The 20,537-nt window shown below is 62.2% G+C and carries 24 protein-coding genes; 16 read left to right on the forward strand and 8 right to left on the reverse strand.

All coding sequences use genetic code 11. The features are described from left to right. Positions 1–63: 63 nt before the first annotated feature. From dnaN to mutM, 5 genes are all read right to left on the reverse strand, one after another. Positions 64–1,182 carry a DNA polymerase III subunit beta gene (gene dnaN, locus D9R08_RS00585; protein ID WP_121896073.1) on the reverse strand — a complete coding sequence of 373 codons (1,119 nt, stop codon included), beginning with the start codon at positions 1,180–1,182 and terminating at the stop codon, positions 64–66. 189 nt (positions 1,183–1,371) lie between these two features. Next, entirely contained in the window at positions 1,372–2,757 is a 1,386-nt protein-coding gene (gene dnaA, locus D9R08_RS00590) for a chromosomal replication initiator protein DnaA (RefSeq protein WP_121896074.1), read from the reverse strand. A 680-nt stretch (positions 2,758–3,437) separates the two neighbouring features. Next, the gene (gene rpsT, locus D9R08_RS00595) at positions 3,438–3,704 is read right to left on the reverse strand and encodes a 30S ribosomal protein S20 (RefSeq protein ID WP_121896075.1); all 267 of its coding nucleotides are present in this window, start codon (positions 3,702–3,704) and stop codon (positions 3,438–3,440) included. A gap of 209 nt (positions 3,705–3,913) precedes the next feature. Beyond that, the gene (locus D9R08_RS00600; RefSeq protein ID WP_121896076.1) at positions 3,914–4,690 is read right to left on the reverse strand and encodes an enoyl-CoA hydratase; all 777 of its coding nucleotides are present in this window, start codon (positions 4,688–4,690) and stop codon (positions 3,914–3,916) included. Between the two features lie 67 nt (positions 4,691–4,757). Next, a complete protein-coding gene (gene mutM, locus D9R08_RS00605) occupies positions 4,758–5,621 on the reverse strand; it encodes a bifunctional DNA-formamidopyrimidine glycosylase/DNA-(apurinic or apyrimidinic site) lyase (RefSeq protein WP_121896077.1) in 864 nt (287 codons plus the stop codon). A 90-nt stretch (positions 5,622–5,711) separates the two neighbouring features. On the opposite strand from mutM, the gene ubiE reads away from it, so the two are divergent. After that, positions 5,712–6,464, forward strand: coding sequence for a bifunctional demethylmenaquinone methyltransferase/2-methoxy-6-polyprenyl-1,4-benzoquinol methylase UbiE (gene ubiE / locus D9R08_RS00610; protein ID WP_121896078.1), 753 nt, complete (start codon positions 5,712–5,714; stop codon positions 6,462–6,464). 3 nt (positions 6,465–6,467) lie between these two features. Beyond that, positions 6,468–7,991, forward strand: a complete 1,524-nt coding sequence (gene ubiB / locus D9R08_RS00615) for a 2-polyprenylphenol 6-hydroxylase (RefSeq protein ID WP_121896079.1) — start codon at positions 6,468–6,470, stop codon at positions 7,989–7,991. A 48-nt stretch (positions 7,992–8,039) separates the two neighbouring features. Here ubiB and D9R08_RS00620 read toward each other — a convergent pair whose 3' ends face one another. After that, on the reverse strand, positions 8,040–8,705 hold the full coding sequence (locus D9R08_RS00620) for a flagellar hook capping FlgD N-terminal domain-containing protein (protein ID WP_121896080.1): 666 nt from the start codon (positions 8,703–8,705) through the stop codon (positions 8,040–8,042). A gap of 15 nt (positions 8,706–8,720) precedes the next feature. Next, entirely contained in the window at positions 8,721–9,503 is a 783-nt protein-coding gene (gene fliK, locus D9R08_RS19010) for a flagellar hook-length control protein FliK (RefSeq protein WP_158598899.1), read from the reverse strand. 1,359 nt (positions 9,504–10,862) lie between these two features. On the opposite strand from fliK, the gene D9R08_RS00630 reads away from it, so the two are divergent. The 6 genes from D9R08_RS00630 (at position 10,863) to D9R08_RS00655 (ending at position 14,902) form a co-directional block, all read left to right on the forward strand. Then, a complete protein-coding gene (locus D9R08_RS00630; RefSeq protein WP_121896082.1) occupies positions 10,863–11,117 on the forward strand; it encodes a rod-binding protein in 255 nt (84 codons plus the stop codon). A gap of 26 nt (positions 11,118–11,143) precedes the next feature. Beyond that, on the forward strand, positions 11,144–11,461 hold the full coding sequence (locus tag D9R08_RS00635) for a hypothetical protein (protein WP_158598900.1): 318 nt from the start codon (positions 11,144–11,146) through the stop codon (positions 11,459–11,461). A gap of 222 nt (positions 11,462–11,683) precedes the next feature. Continuing rightward, positions 11,684–13,249, forward strand: a complete 1,566-nt coding sequence (locus D9R08_RS00640; RefSeq protein WP_121896084.1) for a flagellin N-terminal helical domain-containing protein — start codon at positions 11,684–11,686, stop codon at positions 13,247–13,249. 83 nt (positions 13,250–13,332) lie between these two features. Beyond that, complete coding sequence (gene flaF, locus D9R08_RS00645; RefSeq protein WP_233557148.1) at positions 13,333–13,707, forward strand: flagellar biosynthesis regulator FlaF; 375 nt, start codon at positions 13,333–13,335, stop codon at positions 13,705–13,707. Beyond that, positions 13,704–14,108 (forward strand): flagellar biosynthesis repressor FlbT, encoded by a 405-nt coding sequence (gene flbT / locus D9R08_RS00650; protein ID WP_121896085.1) that lies wholly within the window; start codon positions 13,704–13,706, stop codon positions 14,106–14,108. The genes flaF and flbT overlap by 4 nt, the downstream gene beginning before the upstream one ends. Continuing rightward, on the forward strand, positions 14,105–14,902 hold the full coding sequence (locus tag D9R08_RS00655) for a DUF1217 domain-containing protein (RefSeq protein WP_121896086.1): 798 nt from the start codon (positions 14,105–14,107) through the stop codon (positions 14,900–14,902). Before flbT ends, D9R08_RS00655 begins: the two co-directional genes overlap by 4 nt. Before the next feature lie 152 nt (positions 14,903–15,054). Here D9R08_RS00655 and D9R08_RS00660 read toward each other — a convergent pair whose 3' ends face one another. Beyond that, positions 15,055–16,377 carry a FliI/YscN family ATPase gene (locus D9R08_RS00660; RefSeq protein ID WP_121896087.1) on the reverse strand — a complete coding sequence of 441 codons (1,323 nt, stop codon included), beginning with the start codon at positions 16,375–16,377 and terminating at the stop codon, positions 15,055–15,057. A gap of 89 nt (positions 16,378–16,466) precedes the next feature. On the opposite strand from D9R08_RS00660, the gene D9R08_RS00665 reads away from it, so the two are divergent. Genes D9R08_RS00665 through flgH form a run of 8 tightly spaced genes read left to right on the forward strand, consistent with a single transcriptional unit; the run spans position 16,467 to position 20,533 of the window. Beyond that, positions 16,467–16,820 carry a FlgB family protein gene (locus tag D9R08_RS00665; RefSeq protein WP_121896088.1) on the forward strand — a complete coding sequence of 118 codons (354 nt, stop codon included), beginning with the start codon at positions 16,467–16,469 and terminating at the stop codon, positions 16,818–16,820. Between the two features lie 18 nt (positions 16,821–16,838). Further along, positions 16,839–17,231, forward strand: a complete 393-nt coding sequence (gene flgC / locus D9R08_RS00670) for a flagellar basal body rod protein FlgC (protein WP_121896089.1) — start codon at positions 16,839–16,841, stop codon at positions 17,229–17,231. Between the two features lie 18 nt (positions 17,232–17,249). Next, entirely contained in the window at positions 17,250–17,552 is a 303-nt protein-coding gene (fliE, locus tag D9R08_RS00675; RefSeq protein WP_121896090.1) for a flagellar hook-basal body complex protein FliE, read from the forward strand. Continuing rightward, entirely contained in the window at positions 17,552–17,818 is a 267-nt protein-coding gene (locus D9R08_RS00680) for a flagellar biosynthetic protein FliQ (protein ID WP_407690582.1), read from the forward strand. The genes fliE and D9R08_RS00680 overlap by 1 nt, the downstream gene beginning before the upstream one ends. Then, the gene (locus D9R08_RS00685; RefSeq protein ID WP_121896091.1) at positions 17,818–18,540 is read left to right on the forward strand and encodes a flagellar hook-basal body complex protein; all 723 of its coding nucleotides are present in this window, start codon (positions 17,818–17,820) and stop codon (positions 18,538–18,540) included. The genes D9R08_RS00680 and D9R08_RS00685 overlap by 1 nt, the downstream gene beginning before the upstream one ends. Positions 18,541–18,559: 19 nt before the next feature. Further along, a complete protein-coding gene (gene flgG / locus D9R08_RS00690) occupies positions 18,560–19,345 on the forward strand; it encodes a flagellar basal-body rod protein FlgG (protein WP_121896092.1) in 786 nt (261 codons plus the stop codon). Position 19,346: 1 nt separating this feature from the next. Further along, a complete protein-coding gene (gene flgA, locus D9R08_RS00695) occupies positions 19,347–19,775 on the forward strand; it encodes a flagellar basal body P-ring formation chaperone FlgA (RefSeq protein WP_121896093.1) in 429 nt (142 codons plus the stop codon). Between the two features lie 11 nt (positions 19,776–19,786). After that, complete coding sequence (gene flgH / locus D9R08_RS00700) at positions 19,787–20,533, forward strand: flagellar basal body L-ring protein FlgH (RefSeq protein WP_121896094.1); 747 nt, start codon at positions 19,787–19,789, stop codon at positions 20,531–20,533. The last annotated feature ends 4 nt before the right edge of the window (positions 20,534–20,537 follow it).

A 20,537-nucleotide genomic window follows, 5' to 3' on the forward strand; every position in this document is an offset into this window, starting at 1 on the left:
TCAGCCGCTTCTCTTTTTTCGTGATATCCCCGCCGGAGACGTGGATCGCCGGCCCGTCACCCCTCAGACACGCATCGGCATGACGACATAGACCGCTGAACTGTCGCCGCCTTCCTGCATCAGCGTCGGGTCGCCGGCGGAGTTGAACAGGAACACGGCATTTTCCCGGTCGACCTGCGACGCGATTTCCAGCAGGTACTTCGCGTTGAACCCGATTTCCAGCCGCTCGTCGGCATAGGCCACGGCCAGTTCCTCTTCGGCATTCCCGCTATCGGGGGCATTGACGGACAGGATCAGCCTGTCCTCGTCAAGCTGGAGCTTGACCGCACGTGAGCGTTCCGAGGACACCGTGGCGACCCTGTCGACCGCCTTGGCGAAATCCTTCGCATCGACTTCCATCTTGCGGGTGTTGCCCGTGGGAATGACGCGGGAGTAATCCGGGAATGTCCCGTCGATGACCTTCGAGGTCAGGGTGATCTCCGGCGTGGCGAAGCGGATTTTCGTCTCCGAAACCGAAACGGCGATCTCGGCCTCGTCATCTTCCAGAAGCTTGCGCAATTCGCCGACGGTTTTACGGGGCACGATCACACCGGGCAGCGTTTCCGCGCCATCGGGCAGAGCCGCGTCGACCCGCGCCAGACGATGACCATCGGTCGCCACCGCCCGCAGTACCTTGCCGGTCTCGCTATCGGCGACATGGAAATAGACGCCGTTCAGATAGTAGCGGGTTTCCTCGGTCGAGATGGCGAATTTCGATTTGTCGAAGAGGCGCCGGAGGACCGGAGCGGGCGCGGAGAAATTGGCCGAGTATTCCGAGGAGGTCATCACCGGAAAATCCTCTTTCGGAAGCGTGGCCAGCGAGAAATTCGAACGTCCGGCTTCCACCGACAACCTCCCCGACGCGCCATCGTCTGTCAGCCGCACCAAGGCGCCATCGGGCAGTTTGCGCACGATCTCGTGCAGCGTGACCGCATTGACCGTGGTTGCACCCGCCCGCTCGACCTGAGCGTTGATCTTGTCGACGACCTCGATATCCAGATCCGTCGCGCGGAACGAGACCGTATCGCCCTCGGCCTCGATCAGCACATTGGCGAGGATCGGGATGGTGTTGCGGCGTTCGACCACGGATTGCGCTTGGCTTACCGCGCTCAACAAGGTGGCGCGTTCGATCGAGATTTTCATGCCCAGGCTCCGACAGATAGCGGGGCGCAGAGAGTATCCCCTCCGCCCGCAGGCTCAAGTGTTTTATTGAGTGTCGCGGATCGGGCCCCGGCGTCAATGGGGTTGGGCCCGATTTCCCGCGATATGAGGCACTTAAAACGGTTTCAGGTTCTCGCTTGCCGGTTTCCCGGGCGCGCGCGCCGAAAGGCGCTACGCCTCCAGCATCCGGCGCAGCAACTCCGCATCCTCGGCGATCTGGCTGTCGACGGCCATCAGTTCCTCGATCTTGCGGACGCCGTGCAGGATGGTCGTGTGATCGCGTCGGCCCAGCTTGAGCCCGATCTCGGGCAGGGACCGCGTGGTCAGCTTTTTGCAAAGATACATCGCCATCTGCCGGGGGCGTGCATTGTTGCGCGCACGGCTGGGTCCAAGCAGATCCGCCTGACGGATATGGTAGTGCTCGCACACCTTCTTGACGATTTCGTCCATTGTCACCTTGCGGTCGGTCGCGCGCAGGATGTCGGACAGGCATTCCTGGGTCAGATCCATGGTGATCTCGGACCCGATCAGATCGGCAAAGGCGAAAAGCCGGGTCAGCGCGCCTTCGAGCACCCGGACATTGGTTGAGATGCGGTGCGCCACGAATTCCAGAACGCCCGGAGCGATCTGCAGTTTGGGATAGCGTTCGCGATACGTCTCCGCCTTGGTTTGCAGGATGCCCAGCCGCAACTCGTAATCGGTGGGGTGGAGATCGACGACAAGGCCGCAGGCCAGCCGTGAGGCGATGCGGTTGTCGAGATTCTCCATATCCACCGGAGCCCGGTCCCCGGAGATCACGATTTGCTTGCCCATCTCGATCAAGGCATTGAACGTGTGGAAAAACTCTTCCTGTGTGGAGTTCTTTCCGGCGATGAACTGAACGTCGTCGACCATCAGCACATCGACCGAGCGGAACATCTCTTTGAAGCCGATCGTGTCCTTTTCGCGAAGCGCGCGGACGAAGCGATACATGAACTGCTCGGCCGAAACGTAAAGAATACGCAACTGAGGCTGGCGGGTCTGCAGCTCCCACGCGATGGCATGCATCAGATGCGTCTTGCCGAGACCGACGCCGCCGTAAAGAAACAGCGGATTGAAGGAGACCGGGCCGCCTTCTGCCACGCGCCGGGCCGCGGCATGGGCCAACTCGTTCGGCTTGCCCACAACGAATGCATCGAACGTGAAGTTCTGGTTGAGCGATGCGTTGAGCAGCCCGTTGCCGTTGCCATTATTGCCACCCACATTGACGGGCTCCGGCGACGGGATGGCATCGGGCGCCGTGTCTGCGGAATGTGGGGCGGGTTTTGCCTTGGCGGCGGGATCGACGGTGAATTCGATCCGGTCCGCGCCGACCCCGGCGGAAATCAGATGACGGAGGATCACGTCGCCAAAGTTCTGCGACACCCATGAGCCGATGAATTTTGCGGGAACAAGAAAGCGGACAATGCCATCTTCAAAACTGTGGAAGGTAATCGGTTCGATCCAGGCTGAAAAATTGTTCTTCCCAATCGACTTCATCAATTCGCCGCGGACATGTCCCCAGGTTTCATCAGTCATTTTATACCCGTCTTTTTGTTATCGGATCGCTGCCAAGCCAACCCGCGAGCCGCCCCGCCGGACGGCTCTGTTATGCGTTCACGTGTGATCTGACGGTCTGCGACAAAACCCGGCGACATTGATGCAAAAGCATCATGCCCAATCGCCGGATCACGTCTACAACGGTCCATGCCAATGGCACAGACCTCACGACAAAGCCCGAACTAACGATCAAGGCCCGAAAACACCGGAACCCTGACACGTGCTTGCAGCGCTTTGACGCTCTGCGGGTACTGAGACATCGCTGGCCTCACCTGACCTTGGGCGACAAGCGCCTTCCAGCCGTGAGACGACATTTCAGAGCGACCGACATATGCCCGTCCGGCCGCTGTCATCATGCCGATGGGGAACCCTGACCGGTGTTTGAAAAACACCACCGAACATCAATCCGCCGAAGCGTCTGGATGCCCGTCCAAGGCCCGTTCCCATCCGTTCTGTCCCCCCAGACAATCTGAATCACAAGGGCAAGCTAGCGGGAGTCCGGGACGCCTCGCAACATCTCTTCGTGCTTGACTCCGGCCATTCCGGCAATCGAATCTGGGTGTGGGAATTTAGCGCCTTGATCCGACATCATATTTTGATCACAAAAAAAAGCGCCCCTGTCGGAGCGCCTTTAAAACAAGGGTTAACCAATCGCTTTATCAGGCGCCAAGCGCCTTAACGCGAGCGGATAGCCGCGACATTTTCCGTGCGACGGTGTTCTTGTGCAACACCCCTTTGGTGACGCCCCGCATCAATTCGGGCTGGGCCTCGCGCAGGGCGGTTTGCGCAGCGGCCTGATCGCCGGAGGCGATCGCTTCCTCGACTTTGCGCAGGTAGGTGCGGATCCGCGAGCGGCGGGCTTTGTTTATGGCGAAGCGGCGCTCGTTCTGACGGGCGCGTTTCTTGGCTTGAGGCGAATTTGCCATATCGGTTTCCCTTCGGATGGGTCTGTTGAATATCTGTCGCGCAACGAGACCACACCCAGGGTTTGCGAACCGGGCAAATCTGGCCAGAGCGGGCCTCACGCGCATGTATCGGGGGCATCTAAGGGATTCGCGCCGCGAAGGGAAGAGGTTTCGCGGCCGGCCCGGAGCGGCCCGGGCGTTGCGCCATCACCGCCGATGCCGACCAAGCCCTACTTGTCGCGGAATTGCGCCTCGCGTTTTTCCAGAAAGGCGGCCATGCCCTCTTTCTGATCCTCGGTCGCGAAAAGTGCGTGGAACAGGCGACGCTCGAAAAGCAGACCTTCGCGCAGTGTCGTTTCGTAGCTGCGATTGACCGCTTCCTTCACGGCCATGGCGGTCAGCGCCGATTTCTCGGCGATCTTGGCCGCGGCTCCCATCGCCTCATCCATGAGTTTCTTGGCGGGCACCACCCGGGACACGAGACCCGAACGCTCGGCTTCTTCGGCGGTCATGAACCGGCCGGTCAGATGCATGTCCATGGATTTCGACTTGCCCACGAACCGGGTAAGGCGCTGGGTTCCGCCGATGCCGGCGACGGTGCCCAGATTGATCTCGGGCTGGCCGAATTTGGCGGTGTCGGCGGCAATGATGAAATCGCACATCATCGCCAGTTCGCATCCGCCGCCAAGCGCATATCCCGCCACGGCGGCTATGATCGGTTTGCGGCATTTCAGGATCTGGTCGGCCTCGTCGCCGAACAGATTGTCGGTGAAGGCCTCGACGAAGGTCTTGGTTGACATCTCCTTGATATCGGCGCCGGCGGCGAAAGCCTTGTCCGATCCCGTCAGCACGATGACGCGAACCTTGTCATTCTGCTCGACGGCTTTCAGTGCTTTCGACAGCTCCCCCAGAAGCTGACTGTTGAGCGCGTTCATCGCGTCGGGACGGTTCAGCTTGATCAGGGCAATATGATCTTCGATATCGACGATCAGGGTCTCATAGGCCATGCGGGCGGGCGCCTCTGGTTGTTCAACTTAAGGCGTTAGGGTTAGCAGTCTGATGCGCGGGTTCAAGCTATCTTTGACATGATGCGCAGTAAAAAGAGGATCGTCCGGATTGCACGATCCGGCGGATTTTCCCGTGACATCCGGGGGTTGAGCAGGGCTCGCCTGCCCTGTCATACACCCGAAAGTTATGTTGAAAATACCCGAGTTCGCCGTTGGTCTGCCGGTGATCGCGCAGCGAGGAGCCGCCGGCTTCGATCGCTTCAGAGATGACATCGCGGATCACCGGAACCAGCCCCGCGATGCGCGCCGCCGAGATCCGGCCCGCCAGACGTTTTGGCGAAATCCTTGCCCGGTGAAGCGCCTCGCAGACATAGATATTGCCCAGACCGGCAATGATACGCTGATCCAGCAGCGCGGTCTTGATCGGGGTTCTGCGCCCGCTCAGGCGTTCGGCGAGATAGGTTTCGTTGAACCGGTTGCCAAGCGGCTCGGGGCCCAGACCGGCCAGAAGCCAATGCGAGTCCAGATCAGCGGTGGCGGTCAGGTCCATGGCGCCGAAACGCCTTGCGTCGTTGAAGGTCACCCGCACGCCATTTGCCATGTCGATTACCACATGGTCATGCTTTTCCGGCAGCGGGTGGCTGTGATGAAACTGCCCCGGAACGCTCTGCCCGGCATCCCCCGAGATCAGCATCCGGCCCGACATGCCCAGATGGATGATCAGCGTTTCGCCGGTGTCGAGATCGGCCAGGATGTATTTCGAGCGACGCCGCAGGGCCGTGACCGTCGCGTCCCTTAGCCGGGTAGCCATATCCGGCGGCAGCGGCCAGCGCAGATCGGGCCTGCGCGCCTCGGCCCGCACGATCCGGACATGCTCCATCACAGGGGCCAGCCCGCGACGCACTGTCTCGACCTCTGGAAGTTCGGGCAAAGCGGGCTTTCCTTGTGTGGGGCGGGCGGTGTATCCGCGGGGGCAGAGCCCACCATTACAAGGGCAGACCGATCAGGAGGGCAAGAGCCCATGAGCGAGAACGACACCCGCACTACCCATTTCGGGTTCCAGACCGTGGGCGAGGATGACAAGGCGGGCATGGTCCATGGCGTCTTTACCAATGTCGCTTCGCGCTATGACGTGATGAACGATGTTATGTCGGTCGGCATCCACCGGGTGTGGAAAGATGCGATGATGGATTGGCTGGCCCCGCGCGACGGGCAATCCCTGCTGGATGTGGCGGGCGGTACCGGCGATATCGCCTTCCGGTTTCTCAAACGCGCACCCGGGGCCGGGGCGACAGTGCTGGATATGACGGAATCGATGCTGCTGGAGGGGCAGAAGCGGGCCGAAGCCGCGCAACTGGCGGAAAAGCTCGGCTGGGTCGTGGGCGATGCCATGGCCTTGCCCTTCGAGGCGAACAGCTTCGATGTCTACACGATCAGCTTCGGCATAAGAAACGTGACCCGCATCCCCGATGCCCTGGCCGAGGCGTTTCGCGTCCTGAAGCCGGGAGGCCGCCTGATGGTGCTGGAATTCAGCCAGTTGCCCAATGAGGGGCTTCAGAAACTCTACGATCTCTATTCCTTCAACGTGATCCCGCGCATGGGGCAGATGGTTGCGAATGACCGGGACAGCTATCAGTATCTCGTCGAGTCGATCCGCAACTTTCCCGAGCAGGAGGTGTTTGCCGGGATGATCCGGCAGGCCGGGTTCGACCAGGTGAAATACCGCAATCTCAGCATGGGTATCGCGGCACTGCATTCGGGGTGGAAAATCTAACCGATGCGAGGCCCCCACAACATCTGGCGCGTGATCCGCACCGGCGCCACATTCGAGCGGACGGGTGCGATGCGTGTCGCGCTGGAGGCACTGGATGCGCCGCGCAGCCTGCGGATCGCGGCGCGTGTCCTGGGCTGGCCCTTTGCCTGGCTTGGCCTGAAGGGCGACACCAATCTGCCGCCGGTGACGCGGGCGCTGACAGCGCTTGGCCCGGCCTACATCAAATTCGGCCAGATCCTATCTACCAGGCCCGACGTGGTGGGCGGGGAACTGGCGACGCAATTGCGGGTTTTGCAGGACAAGCTGCCGCCATTTCCGACCGAACGCGCCAAGCAGGTCGTGGCGCGGGAACTGGAAATGCCCGTCGCGCAGATGTTTTCCGAGTTTTCCGAACCGGTCGCGGCGGCCTCCATCGCGCAGGTCCATCGGGCGCGCCTCGTGGGGACCGGGCAGGAGGTGGCTGTCAAGGTGCTGCGCCCGAACATCGAGCGTGCCTTCCGCAAGGATATCGACGCCTTCTATTTGATTGCCTGGCTGGTGGAGACCTTGTCCCCCAACTCGCGGCGGTTGCGACCCAATGACGTTGTCGCGCATTTCGAAGGGGTTGTCCTGCGCGAGCTGGATCTGCGGATCGAAGCGGCGGCGGCCGGCGAGTTCGCCGCAAACACGGCCCGGGACGAGGGCTTCACCGTGCCGCCGGTGGAGTGGTTTCTGTGCTCCCGTCAGGTGCTGACGCTTGGCTGGGCCAAGGGCATTCCCTATGGCGACACCGAGGCGGTAATCGCCGCCGGGCATGATCGAAAAGCGATTGCCTCGCGAACCTTGCAAATGTTCCTGACCCATGCGCTGCGCGACGGGTTTTTCCATGCGGATATGCATCAGGGCAATCTGAAGGTCGGGCCGACGGGCGATATCGTGGCACTTGATTTCGGCATCATGGGTCGGCTCGATGAATATACCCGCCGGGTCTATGCGGAGATCCTGATGGGTTTCATTCGCAAGGATTATCGCCGCGTGGCCGAGGTGCATTTCGAGGCCGGATATGTCCCCTCGGATCGCGATATCGACGAGTTCGCGCAGGCGCTCCGCAGCGTCGGAGAGCCGATTTTCGGGATGGATGCCAGCCGTATCTCCATGGCGCGGTTGCTGGCCTATCTGTTCGATGTGACAGAGCAGTTCGGCATGGAAACGCGGACCGAGCTGATCCTGCTGCAACGCACCATGGTGGTGGTCGAGGGGGTGGCGCGATCCCTTGATCCGAATATCAACATCTGGGACGTGGCGCGCCCGGTGGTGGAAGATTACATCACCCGCAACATAGGCCCGAAGGCGCTGGTCTCGGATTTGCTGAAAACTGCGCGCGTGTTGTCGCGCTTCGGCCCGCGCCTGCCGCAACTGGCTGAGGCGGCGCTGCTGGCGCAAAACGCCCCGCGACCGGACCCCGCGCCGTCCCGCTGGCCGGACCGGGCGCTGTTCGCGGCGATAGGCCTCCTGGCGGGCGCGGGATTGCTGGCGCTGCTGTCGTAGCGGAGCGGCTGGGACGCGGTCGTAGGCTGGCCGGTGTTTCCCGGCCCTTTACGGATTGCGGATGCCCTGGACCAGATCGGCCGGGATGCTGATCCCGCCAGACATGTTCAGCCATGTTTGCTCATCTCGAATCATGGCCTCCTCCACACGGGCATAGGCTTGCGCGGGGCGCTCTTCCAGCAGGGTGTCATCGGCAAACGCTTCGGTGGTGAAGCTGTAGATACCCTCGGGCAGCGGGCCGCCGTCGGGGCCAACCCCGGCCCAGGTGAAGGGATCATCGCTGATGGTGAGGTTCAGGCGCTGCACTTCGCTGCCCGCCTCGTTCCGTACCACCAGTTCCATCCGGTCGGCAAGGTCGTGCGGCGGGGCGGCGAGGGTGATGGGGCTGCCGGTGAACGCCACCGGCATCTCCGCGCGTGCGTCCATCCCGACCCAGCCGCTGAGTTGGCCCATGCTCATCATCGTCATTCCGGTTTGCAGATCGCCCAGAAGCTCGTTGGTGCGAACCTGTTGTTCGACGCCCGAGAAGGTGGCGAGCTGCGTGGCGAAATCCGTGGATTCCATAGGATTCAGCGGATCCTGGTTTTCCATCTGTGTGGTCAGCATGGTCAGAAATGTCTGAAAATCCGAATTGATCATGGATCCGGTTTCAGGCTCGGCAGAGCTGAGCGGCGGTGTGTTGGCGCGTTGTTGTGCGGTCTGGATGACATCCATGGCGCGATCTCCTTTCTAAAGGCGCAGGTCCAGCGCACCGTCATGGGCGTGCGGGCCGGGCCCGGGTTGCGGGCCGGTTGCGGCGGAGGGCTCACCGAATCCGGCCGTGCGGTTGGGTTTGTGTTCCGTTTTCGAACTGTTTCCGTTCTGCTGGCCCTGAAAGCTGAACGCCGTGCCGCCAAGACCTGCATCGGAGAATTCGCGGGCCAGAAGGTCCGCATGCCGCCGCATCAGGTCGAGCGTTTCGGGCCGGTCGGCCGTGATTGCCAGCACCAGTGCCCCGTCCACATGGCTGAAAACCATGCGCACACGGCCCAGTTCCGGCGGGTCGAGGGCGATCTCGATCGGCTGATCGGGCATTCGGGCGCCGGGCTGTGCCTGCATCGCCGAGGCCATCTGAGCGGCCGCGCTTTGCGCGGTGGCGGCCTGAGGTGCGGATGGGCCGAGCGGAGTAAGCTGCACCGGCATTCCTGTGCCCGTACCGCTTGCTGCAAGCTCCGGTATCGCGGCAAGCTCAAGAGGCATTTCATCGGGCGGGAGACCGGTTTGGAAAACGCCGATAGGCAATGGCGGATTGATACCGGACGGACCTGCCGGCAGGACCGATGCCGGTGACATTGGTGGCGTGAAGGCTTGCGTGACCGGCGTAGTCGACGGCGCCCGCACATCGACCTCTGCAAGGATACGCCCGGCGCCTGCGGTGACCTCTTCGCGCAGATGCAGCGGCGTGATGTGGGTTGCGACCGGGTGCTCCGCCACTGGCAGCCGGTTGGAAACTGGTGTCGCAAACGGGCTCATGGCGTTTTGTAGTGTGGATGCCACCGGCCGTTGTCCTGACGGTTTCGGTTCGGGCTGAACACCCCGGTCAGGCCCCTTAGTGGCCAGGGTGGGCTCCGATCCGGCAGGTTTTCGATCAGGCGTCTGCTCAGTCGCGGCGGGCGCGGTTTGACGCAGCACCGGAGCAGGATCGGAGATGGCCGATTGTGACACCCTCTCTGCGATGTTCGGCATTTGGCCGGAGATATTTTTCACCTCGGTTGGAGGAGCTGGCGCAATGCCCGCCTCGCGCGTCCGGGGAGGCTGAGCCTCCGATGTGCCTTCTTCTAGAGGAACAGTCTCTGTTTTCGCTGGCTGGGACATGTTGAGTGGCGTCTGCGGCGCGGGCCGGAGATCTGTTTGCGCGGGCCGGATCTCCTCTCCTGCCGCTGAACCAATCTGTGTCTGGCGCGTGCCCGCCGGTGTTGCAGACTCGTTGGGCGCGTTCGGTGTCGATGCGCTCGGGTACTGAGGTTCGGCCGGTTCCGGTAACGCCAACTTATTTGTCGGCGATTTGGATATGGCGGCAGGGCCCCGGGTGGCCAGATCGCCGGCCACCTGACCCGAGGGTGATGGTTTCGGCAGATCGACGGGGGTGGGAATGCTGCGGTCTTGCGCTGCTGGCGGCCCCGCCATTGCCCGCTTTTCAACACGGGTCGCAGCATCAGATTTCGCAGGTAGAACGGCTGCGGCGCGTACATCAGGATTTGGTCGGTCGGCGCGTATGGTGGCAGCCGGCTGCGTCTGACTGGCGGGAACGCCATGGAGGGTGGCGCTGGCTATCGTATCTGCGGGCGGCTCTGCCGGTAGCTCATCCTGGCCGATGACAGCGCGCCATGCCTCCGCCGGCTGCGTCATGTCTCGCAACGGGCGCTCCACCGTTTCCTGAATGATGGGAATTGGGGGGGCCTCCAGTTCCTCCTGACCAATCTCGGTGGCTTGGCCCCGCATCGGCAAACCGGGCGCGGAACCGATTGTCTTGCGGGCGGTCCCGGACAGCTGAATCGGCCAGATTTCATCCTCCTGGCCCGGAGCCGGGATAGCCAACTGACCGTTCTTTATCAGATCGGCAAATCTCTCACCCTGACCATCGGCGGTTTCCGGAGTGACCGTACCACGTGACCCAGGGGGCGCGGGCGGGGCCGGGAAGATTTGAGACGGTTGCATGTTCTATGCTGTCCGATAATGAGATCGACTGCCCGCAACATCCCTCGTCCGCGTTACCAATTCTTTACCCGCAGCGGTCATGCTTGATCCGAAGTGTTTCGAATTGAGCGTATTCCCATGAGCGTAGCCCCGACCCCTTCCGTGACGTCGCAGCCGCAAACGGCTTCGTCCCCGATGCCCCCCGACGCCGAGGCGCGGTTGCGTCAGGCTGCGGTTGATCTGGAAGCCAGCTTTCTCGCCGAAATGCTCAAACAGGCCAAGTTCGGCGAAGCCCGCGGCGCGTTCGGCGGCGGCGCGGGGGAGGAGCAGTTCGCCTCTTTCCTGCGGCTCGAGCATGCGCGACAGATGGCGGCAAGCGGTGGGATCGGTCTGGCAGAAAATCTCTTCCGTTCGCTGGCCGCGCGTCATCAGGGGGGCGGCTCGTCATGACACTTGCCCATCGCAGCCGGTCCTTGATGACATTGCTGACCCGACAGGGCGAAGATCTGCGTAACGGCGATCTGGCCGGGCTTGCCAGATCCACTCCGGCCTTGGCGCAGGCTCTTGAGCAACTGAGGCGGACCCCGCCTGCAGAGACGGACGAAGAGGCGTTGCAGAGCTTGCGCCGCGCGGCCCGGCACAATGCCGAGCTCCTGGGGGCCGCCCTGCGCGGCGTGAAGGCCGCACGCGCGATGCTGGCGCAGAAACCGGACGTGAGTTTTACCGGTTACGATGCATCCGGACGCACGGCGCAGATAGGGGCCGCGCGGCCGAGCCTGGAACGCCGCAGATAGGCTCGTTCACATGTCGTTCATCTAAAATCCAAGACAAAGAACCTGAAACTTTAGGAGCTTGTTAGAGCTTTGCCGCGAGTGTCGCGCCTGCACCAAGTGGTGGCGTGACCCGGCCTACGGTCAGGTTGCAAGCGTCAGAAAGACGTTCCGAATTGCCCGTTCGGGCATTGGATAATCCAGGCGCAGAACAGGTGCCATGAACGCAAAAAGGAAGGGCAAAACATGTCCAGTATTCTGACGAATAACAGTGCAATGGTTGCATTGCAGACACTCAAGTCTGTGAATGCGAACCTGCAAAAAGTGCAGGGCGAAATCTCCACCGGAAAGTCCATCGCCTCGGCCAGGGACAACTCCGCGGTCTGGTCGATCTCCAAGGTGATGGAATCGGATGTGAAGGGGTTCAAGGCAATCTCTGAAAGCCTCAGCCTTGGTGAATCGACTGTCTCCGTGGCGCGCAGTGCATCGGAAACCGTCACCGACCTGTTGACCGAAATCAAAGGCAAGATCGTCGCCGCGCAGGAACAGAACGTGGATCGTGACAAGATCCAGACCGATATCAAGGCGCTGCGGGATCAGATCAACTCTGTGGTGAGCGCGGCCCAGTTCAACGGCCTCAACCTCGTCAAGGGCACCGATGACGTAAACATCCTGTCATCGCTGGACCGCACGGGCACAAGCACGGTGAATGCGTCCAACATCACCATCAGTCGCCAAGACCTGGGGACGGGCGCAGGGACTAACGGCGTCGGCAGCGGGGGCACGGACCTGTCTGGCCAGATTCTCGATGCCGCCGGCGGCTCGACCTATGCGGGCGGCACCCTTTCGGCAACGGGCAACACCGCCGTGATCGAGTTCGCCCAGACCACGGGCTGGGATGCGAACGATTCGACCACGATCAGCGTAGCGGGCCTCAGCGTTGGCTATACCTCTGCCGCTGCCGACCAGACCGAGACCAATGTCCGTGACGCGTTGCTGAGCAGTCTGCAGGCTCTCGATCTCGATGGGGTCAGCTTCTCCTCCAACAGCACCAACCAGATCGTGGTGACGTCGACCCGACCGTTCGAAGCTTTGGACATCGCAATCACCGACTCGGTCTCGGGCGGTGACGGCAACACGTATATCCAGGCGATCAACGGCGCGACGACCGGGAACACGACAACCGAAACCGGTTCGATCGATCAGCGTGCCGAAGAGATCTTCTTCACCGCAGGCGCAAGTGTTGCCGAAGGCAACAGCTATCAGGCGTCGATCGGTGGCACGGCGTATTTCTATACTGCCGGCAAGGGGGAGACCTTTGAGGACGTGGCTCGCGGGCTGAAAACTGCGATCGACAGCGCAGGCATCGAAGGCATCTCCACCCAGGTCGCCATCGACAGCTCCACGGGGCAGGCCAGTCTGAAGATCGACAACAGCGGTTCGGACCTCTCCCTCGCGACGGCCGCCATGGATGGCGGCACGGCCTCTGGTGGTCTGTTTGGTCTCGACTCCATTGATGTGACCAGCAATGCCGGCGCGGACGCCGCGCTGGACAACATCGAAACGATGATCCAGACGTCGATCGATGCGGCTGCGTCATTCGGCTCCGCTCAGGGCCGGATCGAAACCCAGTCGGATTTTGTCGGCAAGCTGATCGACTCGCTGAAATCCGGTATCGGTACGCTGGTTGATGCGGATATGGAGGAGGCCTCGGCCCGGTTGCAGGCATTGCAGGTGCAACAGCAGCTGGCAACGCAGTCGCTGTCCATCGCCAACCAGGCACCGCAGAGTATCCTGTCGCTCTTCCGGTAAAGTCAGGATCGCCGGGGTCCATCGCGGCCCCGGCGATCTCCAACGGTTAACGATGTCCCATACCCCCGGAAGGAACCTCGCTCGTGAACACAACCTATATGGCCAGATCCGCCTACGCTCAGCCTGCCTCGCCGGTACGCACAGATCGCGGTACCGAATACGCCGTTTTCGAAAAAATCACGGCACGTATGGTCCAGGCCGAAAACTCCCCGCGCGGAGTTGGCCAGAAAGCTGCGGCGATCCATGATAACCGCCAGCTCTGGGCGCTGCTCGCAGGCGACGTGGCAACAGAGGGAAACGCGCTGCCACCGGCACTGAGAGCGCAGATATTCTACCTCTGCGAATTCACGATGATCCATAGTCGCAAGGTTCTGAAAGAGGGGGCCTCGCTGGCTCCACTGATCGATATCAACACTGCCATGATGCGCGGGTTGAGAGGCGAGGCGGAAGCGGCATGAGCGGTCTTGTCCTGAAGTTGAGCCCGAAAGAACGGGTCCTGATCAATGGTGCGGTTGTTGAAAACGGTGACCGGAGATCGCGGTTGTCCATCATGACGCCGAACGCCCATATCCTCCGTCTTCGCGATGCGATTCATCCCGAGGAGGTCAACACACCCGTTCGAAGGGTTTGCTACATCGCGCAGTTGGTGCTGTCCGGAGATGCGGATTTTGAAGACGCCAAGCTGCAGATCCTGCGCGGAATGGAACAGCTGAGCCAGGTCTTCACGGATGCTGACAGTCGTGCCCAGCTGGCCGCCGCCACCGATCATCTGGTGAATGGCCAGACATATCAGGCCCTGAAGGCGCTGCGCACCTTGCTGCCACGGGAAGATCGATATCTTGCCGCCGGTCCCACATGACCTTTCAGCCTTTCGTGCCATTTGCCGGCTATTCCGGTTGGACGTTCCTGAGCCGTACGCTGCCGGAGCAAACGGCGGCCTTCGCGGCATCGCCCGCTCTTGACCGGGACATGACGTACTTTCGGGAAAACATTGGCGCGGTCAAAAGCGCCGATGACCTCGTTGGTGATTTCCGGCTGCTGCGTGTGGCGCTTGGCGCCTTCGGCCTTCAGGACGACATGCCGAACAAGGCCTTCATTCGTACGGTTCTGGCCGAAGGTGTCAGCGAGGGCGATGCATTGGCGAACCGTTTGGCGGATAAGAGATACCGCGCCTTTTCGGAAGCATTCGGCTTCGGGACCTCTTTGCCGCCCAAATCCGGGACGCCCGGATTTGCCGACCGGATTCTGGCGAGATTCGAGCGGCAGGAGTTCGAAAGGGCCATCGGAACCCAGAACGAGGATATGCGCTTGGCGCTTACAGCGACGCGAGAGTTGCCCGAGATTGCAGAGCGAGATCTTACCAACGATGCGGCGTGGTTTACCATCATGGGCAATCCACCCCTGCGCAAGATTTTCGAGACCGCGTTTGGCTTGCCATCCGGCGTTGGCGGGATCGATCTCGACCGGCAGTTGAAGACCTTCGAAGAACGGAGTGAGCAGGTTCTGGGCCGTTCCGACGTGGCGCAGTTTCGTGAACCCGAACAGGTCGAAGAGCTGATCCAGGCGTATCTGACCCGATCACAGCTCAACAGCTTTGCCAGCGTCAATTCGCCCGCCTCCATCGCGCTCACATTGCTGCAAGGGGCGGTTTGAATTGGCTGAGTCGCTTGGATAGGCTTTGCTCTGGCGCTCTCGTTGCCGTTGATTTGAGGGCACAGAATGCCGCGGGCCCTCCTGCGATGATGATGCGTGTGATGGGTGATCGCCTTATCGGGTTCGGCCTGCTCTTTCGAGTCTTGTCTTGGTCAGCCGGCAGGAGAAACTTCCGGCTCCAAGATACTTTGTAGCATTGCGAAGGCTTCCGTGGCGCCGCCCGGGCTGTCTGAGGCGAGAAAGGCGTCCAACGCGGGCCAGAGCCTGACCGCGGTATCGGTCACCGGGTCGTGCCCTTCGGCATAAAGACCGGCCTGAAGCATCAATTCGGTCTTGTCATATGCTCCCAGATAACGGCGTACCAACGCGATGAGCCGGTTTTCCTCCTCGGTCGCGACGCCTGGAAGCGAACGGGAGACCGAGCGCAGCAGACTGACCGCCGGATAGCGCCCGCGTTCCGCGATTTTCCGGTCCAGCACGACATGTCCGTCAAGTACGCCGCGCATGACATCCGCGACAGGTTCCTCCATATCCGACCCGGCAACGAGAACCGAAAGGATTGCCGTTATGTCGCCCTGGCCCTCCGCCCCGGGACCGGCACGTTCGCACAGCGACATGATCTGCTGCGCCATGGAAGGTGGAAAACCTCGTAGGCTGGAGGCCTCACCCGTGGCCGCGGCGACTTCCCGCTGCGCTTCGGCAAAACGGGTGATGCTGTCGGCCAGCATCAGCACATGCGCGCCCTGGTCCCGGAAGTATTCCGCCACGGTCATCATTGTATGGGCCGCCCGGGCGCGGGTCAGAGCCGAGCGATCCGACGTCGCCGCGACCACCACGGACCGTGCCAGACCTTCGGCACCCAGAGTATCCTCCAAAAAATCCCGCACCTCGCGGCCACGTTCGCCGATCATCCCGATCACCACCACATCGGCGCCGACGCCAAGGGCCAGCCGCGACAAAAGACGCGACTTGCCCACGCCGGAGCCTGCGAAAAGCCCGATCCGCTGACCTTGAGCGAGGGGCAAAACTGTATCGAACACGGCCAGCCCCGTATCCAGCCGCCGGCCCAGCCCACGACGTGCGGTGGGTGAGGGGGGCGGGGCGTGCAGGGCCCGGGCTGTTGTTCCGGGGAAGAGCGGCCTGCCATCGATCGGTCTGCCATCCGGATCTATCACGCGCCCGATCCAATGCCTGCCCGGCGCGATCAGGCGTGGCCCCAGATGGCGGGCAGGCGCGCCCAGGCGCAGGCCCGCGGTGGTGCCCTCGGCCATCACCAGACATCCGGCGGGATCGACCCGGACGACCTCCCCGCTCAGCCCGTCGCCCAGGTCGATCACATCTCCCAGCGCCGCAACGCGATTCAAACCGACCACTTGCAGCGCGTTCGTCGACACCTCCACCACCTTGCCGACGGAGTAACACGGTCGCACCTGCTGGATGCGCGCGACGAGCGGTTCGAAGACATCTTGGGGCATGGATTTTCCTTGGGGCTTGGGCCTGCACTTACCGTTTCTAAAGGAATCACGGTTAAGCCTTGGTGTAAGCGCACGAGGGAGAAGCCCCGATGTTCGACAATCTTGAGATCTTTGGCCTGGCCGAGGCCCGGGCCCGTCACGCGGCGGCCCGGCAAGCCGTGACTGCAACGAACGTGGCCAATGCGGACACGCCCGGCTACCGCGCACAGGATATCGCCGCCTTCGAGGATGCGTTTCGCCGTGGCGGCGGCGGTGCGGCAGAGGCTGCGCGAAATATGGATTTCACGACATTCGATGCCGCAGGGCCGCCCTCGCCCAACGGCAATACGGTCTCGCTCGAAGCGGAGATGCTCCGCTCGGTCGAGGCGCAGCGTGCCCACAGCCGGGCGCTGACGGTCTATCAATCCGCCCTGAGCGTTCTTCGGACGTCTCTGGGCCGCTAGCAGTAATCGGAGAAGCCGATGACGGATTTCAGTACAGCATTGTCCGTGGCAGCAAGCGGGATGCGCAGCCAGACCCACCGATTGCAGCATCTTTCGGAGAACATCGCAAATGCGGACACGCCGGGATACCGCCGTAAGCTGATCAGCTTCCAGGCGGATCGCAGCATGGGTCAGGTCTCCGGCGCGGTCGCCCCGGGGCCTGTGCGGCTGGATCAGACGGCGTTGCCGGAGATTTACGACCCCAGTCATCCGATGGCCGATGAAAGCGGACATTATGCCGGGTCCAACGTGGATCTGGTGATCGAGCTTGCGGACGCCCGGGAGGCGCAGCGCAGCTATGAAGCCAACCTGAAGATCTTCGATCAGGTCCGGCAGATGTCATCGTCGCTGAACGATCTGCTTCGGCGTTGAAGGTAGGGAAAACTCGAGATGGATGTACGCAGCTCACTTGCCGCTCAGGGTTATGGTCTCGCTCAAGGCGCGACGCGGCCGGCTCCTGGCGCCAGCCCGTCGCGGAGCGATGCGGGCGAGGCGTTTTCGGAGGCGATCCGGAGCTTCACCGACACGGTGCAAAATGGCGAGCGGATGGCCCAGGCCGCGCTGACGACCGGTGCCGATCCGCATTCTCTGGTCACCGCGCTGGCCCAGACAGAACTGGCGGTTCAGACCGCCGTTACCGTGCGCGACCGTGTGGTCGAGGCATATCAGGAGATACTGAGGATGCCCGTCTGATGGAAGATGTTGTCTTTTACGATACCTTGCGGCAGGGCCTGTGGATCTCCGTCGTTATCTCCACGCCAATCCTGTTCGTAGCCCTGTTGAGCGGTGTTGTCGTGGGTCTGTTTCAGGCGCTGACATCGATCCAGGAAATGACCCTCACCTTCGTGCCCAAGCTGGCCGCAATCGTCGCGGTGTTCTGGGTTTCGATGGGATTCATGACCGAGAGCCTGAGCTCTTACTTCGCTGATCGCCTCGTCCCGCTGATCGAGGCGATGTGATGGACAATGCGACTTACGCCACGCTGACCCGCCAGTCGGGTCTCTTGCGGGAAATGCAGACCGTCGCGAACAACATCGCGAATATCTCGACCACCGGGTTCCGTGGCGAAGGCGTCGTCTTTGCGGAACATGTGGCCGCTTTGGGCGCCGATCACGAAAGTCTTTCCATGGCTTCGGCCGTCGGGCGCCATATCCGGCTGGAGCAGGGCGCCCTGACACAGACCGGCGGTAGCCTGGATTTCGCGATCGAAGGCGACGGGTTCTTCCTGATACAGACCGCCGAGGGTGAGGCGCTGACGCGCGCAGGGCATTTCATGCCGAATGGTCAAGGGGAACTGGTCAACCCCGATGGGCAGCTTCTGTTGGATGCCGGGGGCGCGCCGGTGTTCATTCCCCCTGATGCGCGGAGCATAACGCTCGCCACGGATGGCACGCTCAGCGCGGATGGTCAGCCGCTGACGGTCATCGGCCTGTGGCAGCCTGTTGATCCGAATGACCTACGGCATCAGACCGGTGTTCAATTCGTCGCCGATGGCGGTGTGGGACCGGCGCCGCCCGCGACGTTGTTGCAGGGCTTTCTTGAGGAAAGCAATGTCAACCCGGTCGGCCAGATCACCCGCATGATCGAGGTCCAGCGCTCCTATGAGCTGGGCCAGAGCTTTCTCGACAAGGAAGACGAGCGAATGCGCTCCTTCCTGCGCACGGTCGGTGCGCGATCATGATATCCAAGGAGTTGCCGATATGAGAGCCCTGAACATCGCCGCGACTGGCATGAGCGCACAGCAGATGCGCGTCGAGGTCATCTCGAACAACCTCGCGAACATGAACACCACGGGCTACAACGCCCGGCGTGCCGAGTTTTCCGATCTGCATTACCAGCAGATGACCCGCGCGGGCAGCATAAATGCCGCCGATGGCACCGTGGTACCGGCAGGGGTGCAGCTTGGTCTGGGGGTGCGGCCGGCGGCGGTGTCAGTGAATGTGGCCCAGGGCAGCCTGTCGCAGACAAGCGGCGATCTGGATGTGGCCATCGAAGGGCTGGGGTATCTTGAGGTGACGCTCCCCTCAGGCCTTCCAGCCTATACGCGGGATGGCGGGCTGAACCGCACCGGCGACGGGCTGATCGTCACCTCCGACGGCTACACCGTGGCGCCCGGCATCACCATTCCGAATGATGCGCGCAGCATTTCGATCAATGCCGACGGAGAGGTCTATGCCTATTTCTCCGACCGCGTGGAGCCGGAGGTGCTGGGCCAGTTCACGCTGGCGGGCTTTGCCAACCAGCGCGGGCTGGAGGCGATCGGCTCCAACCTCTTTGTGGAGACGGCGGCCTCGGGCCCGGCCCTTGTTGGTCAACCCGGGCAGGATGGCCTCGGCTTGCTCCGGCAGGGGTATCTGGAGGACAGTTCGGTCGATGCGGTTCGCGAGATTACCGACCTCATCGAGGCGCAGCGCGGTTATGAGCTGAATGCCAAGGTGATCACCGCGGCAGATCAGATGCTCAGCGCCACAACGCAGATCCGCTGAGATGATACGGTTTCTTCTGATCCTGTTTCTGCTTGGCCTTACCGGGCAGGTCTGGTCCCAGACGCTCGTGGCCAATGGCACGATCCGCAGCCAGGCTATCATCGGCCCCGCAGACGTGCGGCTGGCCGAAGGCAATGTGCCCGGCGCGATAACCGACCCGGTTTCCGCAATCGGGATGGAGGCGCGTGTCAATCTTTATCCGGGCCGCCCGATCCGCCCTTCGGATCTGCGGGCGCCCGCCGTTGTGGACAGAAACGAGATCGTCACGCTGCAATATAATCAAAACGGCCTGCTGATCGTCACCGAAGGCCGCGCGCTGGAACGCGGCGGCGTAGGGGACCGCCTGCGGATCCTCAATCTTGCCTCGCGCAACACGATCACGGGCACCGTCCTGTCACCCGGTCTGGTCGGGGTCGGACATCTTCAATGAGGAGTACAGTCATGCCCCTGCCGTTTGCCCGTCTGGGTCTTCCCGTTCTGCTTGGTCTAATGCTGATCGTGGCCGGATGCGCACGGTTGGAGAATGTCGGCCGTGCCCCGGCGCTGAGTTCCCCGACCGGCGGCAACGAGATTCTGGCGATGACCTCGGCTCCGTTTCCTGTCGGCACGCCGTCTCTGGATCCACTGGACCGCGCTTCGCTCTGGACTGCCGGGCGGCGTTCCCTGCTGGGCGACCGGCGTGCCGGAACGCGGGGGGATATCGTGACCGTGGTGATCGAGATCGACGAAAGCGCCGAGATTTCCAACAGTACCGCCCGCTCGCGGAACGGCTCCGAGCAGATGTCGCTGCCATCGCTTTTCGGCATCCCGCAACGGCTTGACGAGCGGCTGCCAGATGGGGCGAGCATGGCCGACGCGGTCAGCACAAACTCCTCCAGCAGCTCCGGCGGCGACGGCTCCGTGCGCCGGAACGAAGAGCTGACATTGCGGATTGCGGCCACTGTTACGGATGTGCTCCAGAACGGGGTGCTGCGGATCGAAGGATCGCAGGAGGTGCGGGTGAACTTCGAGATTCGCGAGTTGCTGATCTCCGGTTTCGTGCGGCCCGAAGACATCTCCCGCGTGAACGAAATCACCTATGACAAGATTGCCGCAGCGCGGATTTCCTATGGCGGCCGAGGTCAGATCACCGATGTGCAGCAACCGCGCTATGGCCAGCAGGTTGCCGATATTCTCCTGCCGTTCTGAGGTG

It is taken from the genome of Rhodophyticola porphyridii (assembly GCF_003688285.1).
In the GTDB taxonomy this organism is placed as follows: Bacteria; Pseudomonadota; Alphaproteobacteria; order Rhodobacterales; family Rhodobacteraceae; genus Rhodophyticola; species Rhodophyticola porphyridii.